Here is a 14256-nt window from a genome sequence, read left to right as displayed (position 1 = left end):
AACGAATGCCGCCACACTCGGCCTACCGGCGGAGATACGGAGGACGCGATGGCGCACCGCGAGCTGCTGACCAGACACCGGTCCGTGATGCCGAAGTGGCTGGCGCTGTACTACGAACAGCCGATCGAGTTCGCCAGTGCGTCCGGTCGCCGGGTGACCGACCGGGAGGGACGCACCTACCTCGACTTCTTCGCCGGCATCCTCACCAACGCGATCGGCTACGACGTGGCCGAGATCAGCGACGCGGTCCGGTCGCAGATCGACACCGGCGTGCTGCACTCCTCCACGCTCTACCTGATCCAGTCGCAGGTCGAGCTCGCGGAGAAGATCGCGGAGCTCTCCGGGATTCCGGACGCCAAGGTGTTCTTCACCAACTCGGGCACCGAGGCGAACGAGACCGCGCTGATGCTCGCCACCCAGTACCGGCGCAGCGAGCAGGTGCTCGCCCTGCGCAACTCCTACCACGGCCGCGCGTTCGCCACCGTCGGCATCACCGGCATCCGCGGCTGGTCGGCCAGCGCGCTCAGCCCCGTCAAGGTGAGCTGGGTGCACGGCGGCTACCGCTACCGCAGCCCCTTCCGGGACCTGTCCGACGCGGACTACGTCCGCGCCTGCGTCGCCGACCTGCGCGAGATCATCGAGACGACGACCGCGGGTGACGTCGCGTGCATGATCGTTGAACCGATCCAGGGCGTCGGCGGCTTCGCCACCCCACCAGACGGGCTGTTCGGCGAGTTCAAGAAGGTGCTCGACGAGTACGGAATCCTCCTCGTCTCCGACGAGGTGCAGACCGGCTGGGGCCGCACCGGCGAGCACTTCTGGGGCATCCAGGCGCACGGCGTCGTACCCGACGCGATCACCTTCGCCAAAGGCCTGGGCAACGGCCTGGCGATCGGCGGAGTCATCGCCCGGGCAGACCTCATGGACTGCCTCGGCGCCAACTCGATCTCCACCTTCGGGGGCAACCCGCTCGCCACGGCCGGCGCTCTGGCCTCGCTCAACTATCTCCTGGAGCACGACCTCCAGGCCAACGCCGCAGACCTGGGTGCCCGGCTGCTCGACGGCCTCCGTGCGGCCGCGCAGGCGCATCCCGTGGTCGGCGACGTCCGCGGCAAGGGCCTGATGATCGCGCTGGAACTCGTCGGACCCGACGGCGCGCCCCACCCGGCGGCCGCCGCCGCACTGCTGGAGGAATCCCGGGAACGTGGACTGCTCGTCGGCAAGGGCGGCCTGTACGGCAACGTGATCCGCCTGGCACCACCGATGACGCTTGCCCGCGCCGAGGCGGACGAGGCGCTTGAGATCCTGACCCAGTCGATCGAGGCCGTGGCTAAGGAGGTGCAGCAGCGATGAGGACCACCCATTGGATCGGCGGCAAGCCGTGGAACGGCGTCGCCGAACGCGCCGGCGACATCTACGACCCCGCCACCGGACAGGTCGCAGGGCACGTCGACTTCGCGACCGCCGCAGTCGTCGACCAGGCCGTCGCCACCGCCGGCGAGGCATTCACCCGCTGGCGTACGGCTTCCCTCGCCCAGCGGTCAAACGTGATGTTCGCCTTCCGGGAACTGCTGAGCGCCCGCCGGCCCGAACTGGCCAAGATCATCACCGCCGAGCACGGCAAGGTGCTGTCCGACGCCGCGGGGGAGATCCAACGCGGGCTGGAGAACGTGGAGTTCGCCTGCGGCATCCCGCAGATGCTCAAGGGCGGGTTCAGCGAAAACGCCTCCACCCAGGTCGACGTGTACTCCATCCGGCAGCCGCTCGGCGTGGTCGGCGTGATCACCCCGTTCAACTTCCCCGCCATGGTGCCGCTGTGGTTCGCGCCGAACGCGATCGCATGCGGTAACAGCGTGGTCCTCAAGCCGAGCGAGAAGGACCCGTCCGCGGCGAATTTCCTCGCCGAACTGTTCGCCGAAGCCGGGCTACCGGACGGAGTGTTCAACGTCGTGCACGGCGACAAGGAGGCAGTCGACCGTATTCTCGAACACCCGGCGGTGAAGGCGATCTCCTTCGTCGGCTCCACCCCGATCGCCCGCTACGTCTACGAGACCGGCACCCGCAACGGCAAGCGTGTGCAGGCGCTCGGCGGCGCGAAGAACCACATGGTCGTACTGCCCGACGCCGACCTCGACCTCGCCGCCGACGCCGCCGTCTCGGCCGGCTTCGGCTCGGCCGGCGAACGCTGCATGGCCATCTCCGTCGTCGTGGCCGTCGACCCAGTCGGCGACGCGCTGGTCGGCAAGATCAGCGAGCGGATCGCCGCGCTCCAAGTCGGCGACGGCCGTCGGCCGGGCTGCGAAATGGGACCGCTGGTCACCGGCGCTCACCGCGACCGGGTGGTGTCGTACCTGGACGCTGGACGGGCCGCGGGGGCAGAGCTGGTGGTCGACGGGCGAAGCCACCCGATCGACGGTGAGCGAGCCGGCTTCTGGCTCGGGCCGAGCCTCTTCGATCACGTCGACACCGACATGTCCATCTACACCGACGAAATCTTTGGGCCGGTGCTCTCGGTGCTGCGGGTGCCCAGCTACGACGCCGCCGTCGAGGTGGTCAACACCAACCGCTACGGCAACGGCACTGCCATCTTCACCAACGACGGCGGCGCAGCCCGGCGCTACCAGAACGAGATCGAGATCGGCATGGTCGGAGTGAACGTTCCGATCCCGGTCCCGGTTTCGTACTACTCCTTCGGCGGGTGGAAGGACTCCCTGTTCGGTGACGCGCACGCGTACGGGCCGGAAGGAGTGAACTTCTTCGTCAGATCCAAGGTGGTCACCAGCCGGTGGCTCGACCCCTCCCACGGTGGCGTGAACCTTGGCTTCCCACAGAACAGCTGAACACCCGAACCTGAACCGCACGACACAGGTGGCAGGCGTCTCGGCGAAGACCACTACCGGTTCGTGACACATTGCGGATCACGGGCTGTCGAGAACGGTCGCCCGTCGTTACGTCGCCCTGTGTCACCGCGCCGCCCACCGCGCCGTGGCGAGAGTCTCGGCGGTCAACTGGTCATTCGGACGAACTTCTCCCAGGGGTCGATGGCGGTTCGGTTGGCGATCAGTGGCCGGGCACCGGCTTGTTCCGCGGTCACGTACCGGTTGTTCGCGTTGGCCAGCAGGCTGACCGTGCCGTCGGGGTTGGTGGTGATGCGGAACTTCTCCCAGGGCCCCACAGCTGTGCGGTTGGCGATCAGCGGTGAGGCGCCGGCGTTCTCCGCCGTGACGTACCGGCCGTTGACCCGGGCGCGGAACGCCACGAACCCACCCCCCACGTCGATCTGGTCGAACTGCTGCGACGGACCGGTCATGGCTCCGTTGGCGATCAAGGCTGAGGTGCCGCCGTTGTCCGCCGTGACGTACCGGAGGTTCGCGTTGGCGAGCAGGTGGACAGGGGCCGGCGGCGTGACGACGCGGAACTTCTCCCAGGGGCCGATGGCGGTCCGGTTGGCGATCAGTGGCCGGGCACCGGCTTGTTCCGCGGTCACGTACCGGTTGTTCGCGTTGGCCAGCAGGCTGACCGTGCCGTCGGGGTTGGTGGTGATGCGGAACTTCTCCCAGGGCCCCACAGCTGTGCGGTTGGCGATCAGCGGTGAGGCGCCGGCGTTCTCCGCCGTGACGTACCGGCCGTTGACCCGGGCGCGGAACGCCACGAACCCACCCCCCACGTCGATCTGGTCGAACTGCTCCCAGGGTCCGATCACGGTCCGGTTGGCGATCAAGGCTGAGGCTCCGGACTTGTCCGCAGTCACGTAACGGATGTTGACGGTCGCCAGCAGGCTGGTCGCGGGGCCGCCGAGCAGTCGGGCCAGCGATGCGTAGTCGCCCTTGAAGACGTCCAGATCGGGTGTGGAGAAGTCGGAGCCGGGGATGGGGGCGCCCGCGGCGTGCTGCCATACGGTGAAAGACGCCCAGCCTGCCGGTAACGGCGGTGGATTCTGTGCATAGTTGGCGATGAAGAGCGGGTTCGCCGCGAAGCTCTGGCTGCTGGCCGTACAGGGATTCCACCAGTTCGTGTTGGTGTAGATCATGGCCTGCCGACCGGTGCTCACCGCGATCTCGGTGACGAAGTCCCGGACCCAGGCCACCAGTTGGGCGGGTGTCATGTTGTAGCAGTCGTTCAGGCCCCATTCGGTCCGGGGCCACTCGATGTCCAGCATCGGCGGGAGGCTGCGTCCATCGGCGATGTACGGGGCGAAGCCGAGCAGGACATCCGCCTGCTGCTTGCCGCTGCTCAGGTCAGGGCGGGCTCGGTGGTACGCCCCGGTGTACAGGTCGTTGGCCCGGGCGCCGGCACGGTTGGTGGCGTAGAAGGGATCAGGATTGTTGTGCGCTACCGCTCGGCCATCCTGCTCGCTGACCCGGATATAGGCGAACTTCGCGCCGCCCCGGGCTAGCGCGGCCCAGTCGAGCGATGGTCCCTGGAAGTAGGACACGTCGACGCCGGTGATCGGGTATCCGCTCGGGGTCGGCAGCGCCTGGGCCGGCGAGGCACCCTCGGCCAGGCCCGCGAACGTCAACGCCGCACCGAGCAGAACAGCCAGAACTCTGCGTACCATGGCTCGCCTCCAGACACCAGCCAAGGCTCTCCGCCGCGTCCGTACAAAGCGTAAGCGCGTCGCGGACGCACAGGCATGGGCTGCTCGTTCACAGTTGCCGGTCGTCGGGCCGGGCTGCTACCGATCGGGCGTGGGGGAGCAGGTCGAGCGCAGCGGAGTGCGCGTGACGGTGCTGAACTGCGGCTACGCTGCGTATGGGCAGTCCAGCAGGGGAGCGCCCATCCAGATGAGCGGGAGACAGCGACGGTGCCCAAGGCATACTGGATCACCACCTACCGGTCCATCAGCGACGACAAGAAGGTCGCCGCATACGCGGAGCTGGCGGGGCCGGCACTGCGGGCCGCCGGCGGCACCTTCCTGGCGCGCGGCCTGCCGGCGTACGCGTTCGAGTCCGGCGTGCTGGAGCGGACGACGCTCATCGAGTTCGACAGCGTCGACGCCGCGGTCGCCGCCCACGAGACCTCCGCCTACCAGGAGGCGCTGCGGGCGCTCGGTGACGGCGCCGACCGCGACCTGCGCATCGTCGAAGCGACACCCTGACGCCGGCCGGCCGGCGTGCCCGCATGGCCGGGGCGGCCGCCGCAGGCCGGGATGCGCCCCGCGCCGGGCGGGACGGGGGGACGGCGACGGACGTGAGCCGGCCGCACCTCTAGGCTTGGCGGCATGGTCGCCCGGCACCCCGCACCTGGTCACTCCGACGGTCCCGGCGGGGGAGCGGGCGGGTCGGTGCGGTGAGGGCGCCAACCGTGCCGGAGCAACGAGACGCACCCCCGGCGGAAGGATCCGGTCTGGCGGAACGCTGCCGCCTGATCGCCGACTCGCGTGCCTTCGACGTCGTGATCGTCGTGGTCATCATGCTCAACGGGGTCGTGCTGGGCTTCGAGACCTACCGCGACCTCGGGTCGGCGCATCCGGCGGTGCGGTGGCTCGAGTGGTGCTTCCGGCTCGTCTTCGTCGTCGAGATCGCGATCCGGGTGCTGGCCTTCGGTCGCCGGCCGCAGGACTTCTTCCGGCACGGCTGGAACGTCTTCGACTTCCTGGTCATCGCCAGCATCTTCATTCCCGGCCTGCACGGCGACTCGGCGGTGCTGCGGTTCCTGCGGGTCGCAAGGGTGCTGCGGCTGGTGCGGTTCTCGCCCGGGCTGCGCACCATCGTGGCGGCGCTGTGGCGGAGCCTCCCCGGTGTCGCGGGCTTCCTCGCCCTGGCCGCGGTCACCCTCTACGTGTACGGCATGGCCGGCTGGCTGATCTTCGGGGAGCGGTACCCGGAGCAGTACGGCGACATCGGCCGCTCGCTGCTGACCCTGTTCGTGCTGCTGTCGCTGGAGACGCTGCCGGATCTGCTCCAGCAGGGCATGGCGGTGTCGCCGTGGACCCTCGTCTACTACGTCAGCTACGTCCTGATCACGGTGAACCTGCTGCTCAACATCCTGATCGCGGTCATCGTCAACTCCATGGAGGAGGCCCGCCGGCTGGAGATGACCGAACGGCTGGCGCCGGACTACGACGAGGACGGCGACGGGATCCCCGACGAGCTCGACCGGATCGCGCTCACCCAACGGCTGGACGACCTGCGCGCCGTCATCGGCGAGCTCGAACGGGAGCTGCGGATCGACCGCGAGGACGGGCAGCACCGACCGCGCCCGCACCGCGAGCGGGCGGGCTGAGCCCTCGCGACACCAGGAGCCGGGCACCGGACCGGTCGCGCCGGGAAGTCAGTTCCCGGCGCGACCGCCGTCCGGTCAGGACAGCTGCAGCCGGGGTTCCAGGATCACCTCGAAGAGCCGGTCCCAGGGCAGCTCGACCCGCGCCGACTCGAACCGCGCCAGCGTCGCCGTGAACGTCTTCGCGCCCCGCCGGCCCAGCACGATGCGGTGCCCCGCGAAGTGGTCGGCGAAGTACCGCTCGGTCAGCGGCACCAGCCGCTCCCGCACCCAGCCGTCGAAGTAGGTCTTCTGCTCCGGCGTGAGCGCGAGCGGGTCCCAGCCCTGCGCCCGCGCGTGTGCGTACGCCTCGACCTGCACGATGTTCTTCCACGGGTCGTCCTTGACGAACCGGTAGAGCAGGTACTCGGCGTGCGCCTGGCCGGGCCCGCGCAGCTCCGGCACACCGGACCCGCCGCCGGAGGAGCGCAGGTACGCCCACCGCGCGGTGCCGTGCCCGAGCGCCAGGCCGAGGGCGTTGCCGCCGGTGTTCCACCCCGAGTACGACAGCAGCGCCGCGAGATCGAGGCGGCTCTCCATCCGCGCCACCAGGTCGTGGTCGGCCTTGTTGACGATGAGCGGGTCCACGACGATGACCGGGGTGCCGGCGGCCAGCAGCTCACCGGTCCGCCCGACGAAGGCGTCCAGGTCGGCGGCCCGCTGGGCGGGCGCCGCCGAGGGGGTGTTCACGGCGAGCACGATGTCCGCGTCGCCGGTGACGACCCGCCCGCCCACGGCGGCCACGTGCCGGCGGATGTTCTCGGCGAACGGGATGCCCTCCAGTTGGGCGGTCCAGCTCTCGCCGGAGACGCCGGCGTACTCGATGCGGTAGGTGGGCGTCGTGCCGGCCGCGATGACGCGGGCGACCAGCAGCGCGTCGACCTCGTCGGCGCCGGGGAAGATCTCCACCCGGTCGCCGACGCCGAGGTCGGCGACCAGCGCCTCCAGTTCCACCCGCTCGGCCCGGGCCAGGCCGACCGGCGCGGTGTCGTCCTCGGAGAGCACGAGGTGGCTGATGGTGCCGTCGGCGACCCACTCGACCATGAGCCGGTTGACCTGGTGGTTGCGGGCCCGCGCGGCGAGGTAGTCCTCGACGACCTGGTCGGGGATCTGCGCCCGGACGGCGTCGAGCTGGGCGCGCAGCTCCTCCTGCCCGAGGTTCACCACCTGGTCGTAGAGCTTCGCCCAGCTGACCAGCGCGTCGCGATACTTGTCCAGCTCGGTGCCGGTGCTGGTGACGGCCAGCCGCTGGATGGTGTCGTGCACCTCGATCACCGCGTCCGGCCGGGTTGCGCGCAGGCTCCGGATGGCGGCCAGGTTGTCCAGGGCGGCGGCCAGGGTCGGCGCGGCGGTGCGGGAGGCGATCAGGCCGCCGTAGGCGAGCATGCTGACCGAGATCACGTACCCGTCGGCGCCGTCGGTGGTGCCGAGCCAGCGGGCGATGGCGGCCCCGTCGCCGGGGGTGAAGAAGCGGCCCAGCAGCTCCCGTGGCGGCAGCTGCACGCGGGCGCCGGCGCTCGCCGCGGTCATCTGCGGCGCGTAGGTGTTGACCGGCCGGTCGTCCAGCGGCACCAGTGCCACGGTCGGCTGCCGGCCGGCGGGCCCGGCGACGGCGGGCCGGCCGATGGCCACGGTGGCCAGCCCGGCCACGCCGGTGGCCAGGAGGGTACGTCTTCTCATGCTCACTCCCTCTTCTCCGGTGCGCTCGCCGCGCGGGGGGTGGCCGGCACGAGCCGGCGGGTGATCCACAGCGGTGAGGTGACGGCGTTGCCCATCACCACCGCGTGCGCACCCGCGTCGAAGGCCCGGCCGATCTGTTCCGTGGTGCGGTACCGCCCTTCGGCGATCACCGGCACGGACAGCTGTGCGGCGAGTCGCGCCACGAGCCCGAGGTCGGGCCCGTCAGTCGGTGGGCTGGCCGGGGTGTAGCCGGACAGTGTGGTGGCGACGGCGTCCGCGCCGGCCTCGACGGCGGCGACGCCCTCGGTCGCGGTGGCGACGTCGGCGAGGATCAGCACGTCGGTCCGTTCGCGGATCAGGCGGACCGTGTCGGCGAAGGTGCGCCCGTCCGGCCGGGGGCGGTCGGTGGCGTCGACCGCGACGATGTCCGCCCCGGCCAGCGCCACGTCGAGGGCGTGCGCCGCGGTCGGGGTGATGACGACGCCCTCGGTGCCGTGCTTGTAGAGCCCGATCACCGGGACGTCGACGACGGGGCGTACCGCGGTGATGTCGTCCGGTCCGTTGACCCGGACCGCCACCGCGCCGCCGCGCACCACGGCGGCCGCCACCCGGGCCTGCACGTACGGGTCGCGCATCGGGTCCTCGGGGTCGTCGGGCAGCGGTTGGCAGGACACCACCAGGCCGCCGGCCAGGTCGTCGAGCACGTTCACGCGGTGGTCCTCTCGATGTCGGGTCGGTCCAGGGCCAGGCGGGCCGCGCCGACCACGACGGCGTCGGCGCCCAGCGTGGCGGGCAGCAGCGGGACGCCGGCCCAGCCCGCGGGCAGCTCGGCGGCGTAGGCGGCCGACGCGGCGGGCAGCAGCGCGCCGCCCGCCCCGCCCGCCACGAGGACGGCGTCCGGGTCGAGCAGCGTCACCAACCCCGCCAGGGCCGCGCCGAGGGCGGCGCCGGCGCGGTCCACGACCCGCCGGGCGGCAGCGTCGCCGGCCGCCGCCCGCTCGGCGACGGTCCGGCCGGTGACTCGGGTTCCGGTCTCGATGGCGTACGCGGCGGCCAGCCCGCTGCCCGAGGCGATCGCCTCCAGGTGCCCGTACCGGCCGCATCCGCACCGCAGCCGGTCGGCGCCCGGGGCCGGCAGGTGCCCGACCTCGCCGGCGGCGCCGCGGGCACCGGCCTCGACGCGGCCGTGCCGGACGATTGCCCCGCCCAGCCCGGTGCCGACGGCCACCAGCAGCACATGGGCGCGGTCCCGTCCGGCGCCGGCCCAGCATTCGCCGAGCGCGGCGGCGTTCACGTCGTTGGTGACGCGTACGGGTCGGCCCAGCCGGGCGGCCAGCGCGTCGGCGACCGGGGTGCCGGTCCAGCCGGGCAGGCTGTCGGTGGCGTACCGGATGCCGCCGGTCGTGGGATCGACCGCGCCGGCGGTGCCCACGCCCACCGGCCCGGTGGTCGCGCCGAGCAGGTCGGCGGCCAGCCGGGCGGCGGCGTCCAGCACGGCCTCCGGGCCGGACCGGGCGGGCGTGGGGACCTCCCGGCGCTCCCGCACCTGCCCGCCCCGGTCGACCAGCGCGGCGGCCGTCTTGGTGCCGCCGATGTCGATGCCGACGACCGGTGTCGTCATCCCTTGAGGCCGGTGTGCGCGAGGCCCTCGACGAACTGCTTCTGCGCGATGACGAAGACCACCAGGACGGGCAGCGCGGTCATCGACGCCGCGGCCAGCTGGACGTCCCACATGGGGCCGCCGTAGGCGTCGACGAACTGGGTGAGCGCCTGGGGCAGGGTGAACTTCTCCGGCGAGGAGAGGAACACGATCGGCTCCAGGTAGAGGTTCCAGCTGTGCAGGAAGGTGAAGATGGCCACCGCGCCCAGCGCGGGCCGCGACAGCGGCAGGGCGATCCGCCAGAAGGTGGCGAAACGGCCCAGGCCGTCGACGCGGGCCGCCTCCTCCAGCTCGCCGGGGAGGCTGATGAAGAACTGCCGCATGATGAACGTCGCCAGCACGCTGGGCGCGCCGAAGATCGGCACCAGGATCAGCGGCCAGTGGGTGTTGACCAGGCCGAGCTTGAAGAACATCTGGAACAGCGGAACGATCGTCACCTCGCTGGGAATGAGCAGGCCCGCGAGGACGACGAGGAACAGCACGTTCTGGCCGCGGAACCGGATGCGGGCGAAGGCGTACCCGGCCAGCGCCGACACGGCCAGGGTGCCGACCGTGACGAGCAGCGCGATGTAGAGGCTGTTCAGGTACTGCTGCCCGAACGGCTGCAACTCGAACACCCGCCGGTACGCGTCGAGCCTCGGGTTGGTGGGCAGCAGGTCCGGCGGGAAGGCGAAGATGTCCGCCACCGGCTTCAACGACGAGGTGACCATCCACCAGGTCGGGAAGACGAACGGGATCGCCAGGACCAGCAGCACCCCGTAGAGCACCAGCTTGGTCCGCCGCGACAGGTCACGACTCATGGAAGACCCACCTCTTGCGCATCTGCCACTGCAGCACGGTGAGCGCGAGCACGATGGCGAACAGGACGATCGACAGCGTGGCGCCGTAGCCGAAGTGATGGAACTGGAAGGCCTGCTGGTACAGGTAGTAGACGAGCACGGTCGTCGACGCGCCCGGCCCGCCCTGGGTGAGCACCGCGATCTGTGCGAAGACCTGCAGCGACCCGACCACGGTGATGATCGAGGTGAGCAGGATCGTCGGGCTGATGAGCGGCACCGTGATCCGCCAGAACTGGCGCATCCGGCTCGCCCCGTCCACCTGCGCGGCCTCGTACAGCTCGGCCGGCACACCCTGCAGGGCGGCCAGGAACAGCACCATGTTCAGGCCGACGTTCTTGAACACCTGCACGACGATGACCGACACCATCGCGGTGCCCTCGCCGCGCAGCCAGTTCGGCCCGTCGATCCCGACGGTGTCGAGCAGGCTGTTCAGCCCGCCGTTGTCCTGCAGCAGGAAGCCCCACACGATGGTCCAGGCCACCAGCGAGACCACGACGGGGGAGAAGAACAGCGTGCGGAACAGGATGGTGCCGCGCAGCCTCTGGTTGAGCAGGACGGCCAGCAGCAACGCCAGGCCGAGGTTGAACACCACGAGGCCGACCGAGAACAGCCCGGTGGCGCGCAGCACCGCGCCGAGGTTGGGGTCGTCGACGAGCGCCTGGTAGTTGTCGGTGCCGACGAACTCGAACGTCCCGGCGAGCACGTTCCACTCGTGCAGGCTGTACCAGACGACGAGGATCAGCGGCAGGATCACGAAGACGGCGCTGCCGAGCAGCTGCGGGGCGATGAACAGGTAACCGGCAAGGTGGTCCCGGCGGCGGGTGGTCCAGAACGGCCGGGCCGGGCCCGGGGCGGGCCCGGCAGCCGCCGGGCCCACCCTGGTGTCCGTCTGGGTCATGATCGTCAGCCCTACTTCGCCAGCAGCGGCTGGATCTTGGTGCAGACGCCGTCGAGGACGGCCTTGACGTCCGCGTTCGGCTGCCACAGCGGGTCCAGGCCGGCGCGGACCTGCTGGCTCAGCTCGGCCTGGCCGGCGTGGCTGGGCTTGACCACGCCGTTGGTGATGCCGTCGATGACGACCTTCTGCAGCTGCTCCGGCTTGAGCTTCGGGTTCGTCTTGGCGAGCGTCTCGGCGGTCAGCTGGGACTGCCGGGGCGGCGGGAAGAACTGAGCGAGCTTCGCCGAGTTCGTGGGGTTGGTGAAGAACGCCAGGAAGTCAGCGGCCTGCTTGGCGTGCGGGCTCTTCTTCATCACCCCGATGCCGGCCTGGCCGACCACCGCGTAGTTCCCCTTCGGCCCGGCCGGCAGCGGCACCAGGTCCCACCCGAAGCCGCCGTCCTTCAGCAGCGACGCGCGGGAGATCTGGGTGACCGTCATGGCCGAGTCACCGGCGAAGAAGTCGGCCGTCGTGCCCGGACCGGGCAGCGCCTTCTGGGTGAAGGTGGCCTTGTGCAGGGCGGTCATCGCGTCGACCATCTCCGGGCTGTTGAAGCCGCAGGTCTTCCCGTCCTCGCTCCACGCCCGGGCGCCCCACCCGGTCCAGAAGGTGGACAGGTTGTCCCAGCCCTTGTAGTCGAAGTCCCGGATGACCAGGCCGGCCTTGCCGGACTTCGCCGCCGCCGCGGCCGCGGTGGTCAGGGCGTTGTCCCAGGTCCACTGCCCGGCCGCGATCAGCTCGGCCGGGGTCTTCTGCCCGGCCTTCTTGATCATGTCGGTGTTGACGAACACCCCGAACGGCGAGGTGGAGAAGGGGTACGCGAACAGCTTCCCGTCGTTCTGCCAGAGCTTGAGCGTGGCGGGGGAGAGGTCCTCGTACTGGTAGCCCTCGGCCTTCTTCAGGGTGTCGTCCAGCGGCGCGAGCGCGCCCGAGGCGACGAAGTCGGGGGCCGAGTTCTCGAACACCCACGCGAGGTCGGGCGCGTTCCCGCCGGCGATCTGGGTGGTCAGGGTGGTGGTGTAGTTGTCGAACGGCAGCGGGTCGAACTTGATCTCGGCGACGTCCGGGTGGCTCTTGCGGTACTCGTCGGCGATCTCGTTGAACAGCTTGAGGTGCGCCTCGTTGGCCGACCAGACGGTCATCCGCAGCTTCGCCGGGCCGCTGTCGGCCGACTCGCCACCGCCGCCGCAGGCGGTCAGGGCGAGCGCGCCGGCCAGCGCCACGGCGACGCCGCGCAGGGCCTTTCCTGCTCTCACAATCTTCTCCTCACCGGGGGTGTGTGTTCAGTAGCCCGCGATCCGCGGCCAGCGCTGTTCCACGCCGGCCGCGGTGAGGCGGTCCTGGAAGTCGGCCAGCAGACCGGGGGTGTTGCGGACCGCACGCAGGGACTCGCCCCGCGCCAGACAGAAGTCGGCGAGCAGGCCGGCGACCTCGCCGACGTTCCACTCGACCGGGTGCAGCCGGTAGCTGCCGTTGGTGACGTGGGTGGTGCCGATGTTCTTGCCGGCCGGCAGCAGGTTCTCCATCCGCTGCGGGATCAGCGCGCCGAGCGGGATCTCGAACGGGCAGGAGCCGACGTCGATGTAGTTGTCGCCGCCGGTCGACGGGTGCAGGTCGATCCGGTACATGCCCACGCCCACCGCGTCCGGGTAGTCGACCGCGCCGTGCTCGCCCCGGACCGCCAGGGACAGGTCCTGCTCGACGACGGTGTACTCGGCCCGGATCCGGCGGGACTCGCGGATGTACGGGGCCTGGGCCAGGCCGTCGGCGCTGCCGGTCACGTCGCCGCGCAGCCGCAGGCCGGGGAAGCCGGTGCCGCCGTCGGGGCGGGGCGCCTCGGTCTGCAGCCAGTAGAGCACCGAGTACGACAGCTCGCGGGCCTTGGCCAGGTGCCACGACGCGTTCGGCACGTCGATGACCGGGCCCTCGAAGTAGTCGATCATCGGCCAGTTCACCAGCGTGATGTCGCTGCCGTAAGCGCCGTCGGTGAAGTTGCGCCGCGCGGCGATCCGCCGGAACGTCCACAGGTTGCCGTCACCGGGGTTGACGCGCTGGTCGGCGTTGACGCTCAACGGGTCGTCGTCCGGGTTGGGGGTGAAGCTGCGCTCGACAATCTCCAGGGTGCGCGGGTGCGGCGACTTCCAGGACAGCAGCCGGTCGCCCCAGAAGTCGGGCTTGTAGTCGCGCCAGAAGTCGTAGCCGGCGGGCCGGTCGATGGTGTGGTCGCCGTCGACGTGGTCGATGGCGAAGCAGACGGACACCGCCTGCATGTTCATCGGCTGGGCCTCGGCCGGGGCGCTCGGCTCACCGGTCTCCTCCCGCGACTCGAACCCGGTGACGTACTCGGTGCCGGTCAGCGGCAGCAGCTCGCCGGTCTCGGTGGCGTCCAGGACGTACGGCGCGACCACGTCGATGCGCTCGTCCCGGTCGCGGTGGGCCAGCGTCACGCCGGTCACCCGGTCGCCGTCGGTCTCCGCGGCGACCGGCCGGTACGGCTGCAGCACCCGCAGCCGGCCCGAGCCCCGGTACGGGGCGAGCATCTGTTCGATGACGGCGACGGCCACGCGCGGCTCGTGGCAGAGCCGGCTCACCCAGCCCGCACCGGGGTTGAGGTCGGCCCAGGCCCGGGACCGTTCGGTCAGCGGGAAGTGACGACGGTAGTAGTCACGGATGCCGTCGCGCAGCGCCCGGTAGCTGGCGGTGGCGCCGAACTGCTCGATCCAGGAGTGCTCGTCCGGCGGGACGGCCTGGCTGGTGAGCTGCCCGCCGAGCCAGTCGAACTCCTCGGTCAGGATGACGGACCGGCCGGTCCGGGCCGCGGCGAGCGCCGCGGCGACACCGCCCAGTCCGCCCCCGACGACGAGGACGTCCGCACGCAT

Annotated in this window: 12 protein-coding genes; 4 read left to right on the top strand and 8 right to left on the bottom strand. The window is 71.0% G+C overall.

Annotated elements, in window-relative coordinates:
• The first annotated feature begins 48 nt into the window (after positions 1-48).
• Positions 49-1353, top strand: a complete 1305-nt coding sequence (locus RMN56_RS28040) for an aspartate aminotransferase family protein (protein WP_313720675.1) — start codon at positions 49-51, stop codon at positions 1351-1353.
• Positions 1350-2840: a CoA-acylating methylmalonate-semialdehyde dehydrogenase gene (locus RMN56_RS28035; protein ID WP_313720673.1), complete on the top strand. Its 1491-nt coding sequence runs from the start codon at positions 1350-1352 to the stop codon at positions 2838-2840. Before RMN56_RS28040 ends, RMN56_RS28035 begins: the two co-directional genes overlap by 4 nt.
• Positions 2841-3004: 164 nt before the next feature.
• Here RMN56_RS28035 and RMN56_RS28030 read toward each other — a convergent pair whose 3' ends face one another.
• Positions 3005-4582: a GH25 family lysozyme gene (locus RMN56_RS28030; RefSeq protein ID WP_313720672.1), complete on the bottom strand. Its 1578-nt coding sequence runs from the start codon at positions 4580-4582 to the stop codon at positions 3005-3007.
• Positions 4583-4804: 222 nt separating this feature from the next.
• Between RMN56_RS28030 and RMN56_RS28025 the strand changes: the two genes are divergently transcribed.
• Together RMN56_RS28025 and RMN56_RS28020 are read left to right on the top strand one after the other, a co-directional pair.
• Positions 4805-5098: a DUF1330 domain-containing protein gene (locus RMN56_RS28025; protein WP_313720671.1), complete on the top strand. Its 294-nt coding sequence runs from the start codon at positions 4805-4807 to the stop codon at positions 5096-5098.
• A gap of 206 nt (positions 5099-5304) precedes the next feature.
• Positions 5305-6225 carry an ion transporter gene (locus tag RMN56_RS28020; RefSeq protein ID WP_313720670.1) on the top strand — a complete coding sequence of 307 codons (921 nt, stop codon included), beginning with the start codon at positions 5305-5307 and terminating at the stop codon, positions 6223-6225.
• 75 nt (positions 6226-6300) lie between these two features.
• On the opposite strand, the gene RMN56_RS28015 is transcribed toward RMN56_RS28020, so the two are convergent.
• Genes RMN56_RS28015 through RMN56_RS27985 form a run of 7 tightly spaced genes read right to left on the bottom strand, consistent with a single transcriptional unit; the run spans position 6301 to position 14256 of the window.
• Complete coding sequence (locus tag RMN56_RS28015; protein ID WP_313720669.1) at positions 6301-7941, bottom strand: DUF4127 family protein; 1641 nt, start codon at positions 7939-7941, stop codon at positions 6301-6303.
• A 2-nt stretch (positions 7942-7943) separates the two neighbouring features.
• Positions 7944-8651: an N-acetylmannosamine-6-phosphate 2-epimerase gene (locus RMN56_RS28010; RefSeq protein WP_313720668.1), complete on the bottom strand. Its 708-nt coding sequence runs from the start codon at positions 8649-8651 to the stop codon at positions 7944-7946.
• Positions 8648-9562, bottom strand: coding sequence for an ROK family protein (locus RMN56_RS28005; RefSeq protein ID WP_313720667.1), 915 nt, complete (start codon positions 9560-9562; stop codon positions 8648-8650). Before RMN56_RS28005 ends, RMN56_RS28010 begins: the two co-directional genes overlap by 4 nt.
• Positions 9559-10401: a carbohydrate ABC transporter permease gene (locus tag RMN56_RS28000; RefSeq protein ID WP_151462263.1), complete on the bottom strand. Its 843-nt coding sequence runs from the start codon at positions 10399-10401 to the stop codon at positions 9559-9561. Before RMN56_RS28000 ends, RMN56_RS28005 begins: the two co-directional genes overlap by 4 nt.
• Entirely contained in the window at positions 10391-11338 is a 948-nt protein-coding gene (locus tag RMN56_RS27995; protein ID WP_313720665.1) for a carbohydrate ABC transporter permease, read from the bottom strand. Before RMN56_RS27995 ends, RMN56_RS28000 begins: the two co-directional genes overlap by 11 nt.
• Before the next feature lie 11 nt (positions 11339-11349).
• A complete protein-coding gene (locus RMN56_RS27990) occupies positions 11350-12633 on the bottom strand; it encodes an ABC transporter substrate-binding protein (protein WP_313720664.1) in 1284 nt (427 codons plus the stop codon).
• Positions 12634-12660: 27 nt separating this feature from the next.
• Positions 12661-14256, bottom strand: coding sequence for an FAD-dependent oxidoreductase (locus tag RMN56_RS27985; RefSeq protein ID WP_313720663.1), 1596 nt, complete (start codon positions 14254-14256; stop codon positions 12661-12663).

It is taken from the genome of Micromonospora halotolerans, from assembly GCF_032108445.1.
Lineage (GTDB): Bacteria > Actinomycetota > Actinomycetes > Mycobacteriales > Micromonosporaceae > Micromonospora > Micromonospora halotolerans.
The sequence above is the reverse complement of the archived record's forward strand: the minus strand, read 5'-3'. Positions and strand labels throughout refer to the sequence as shown.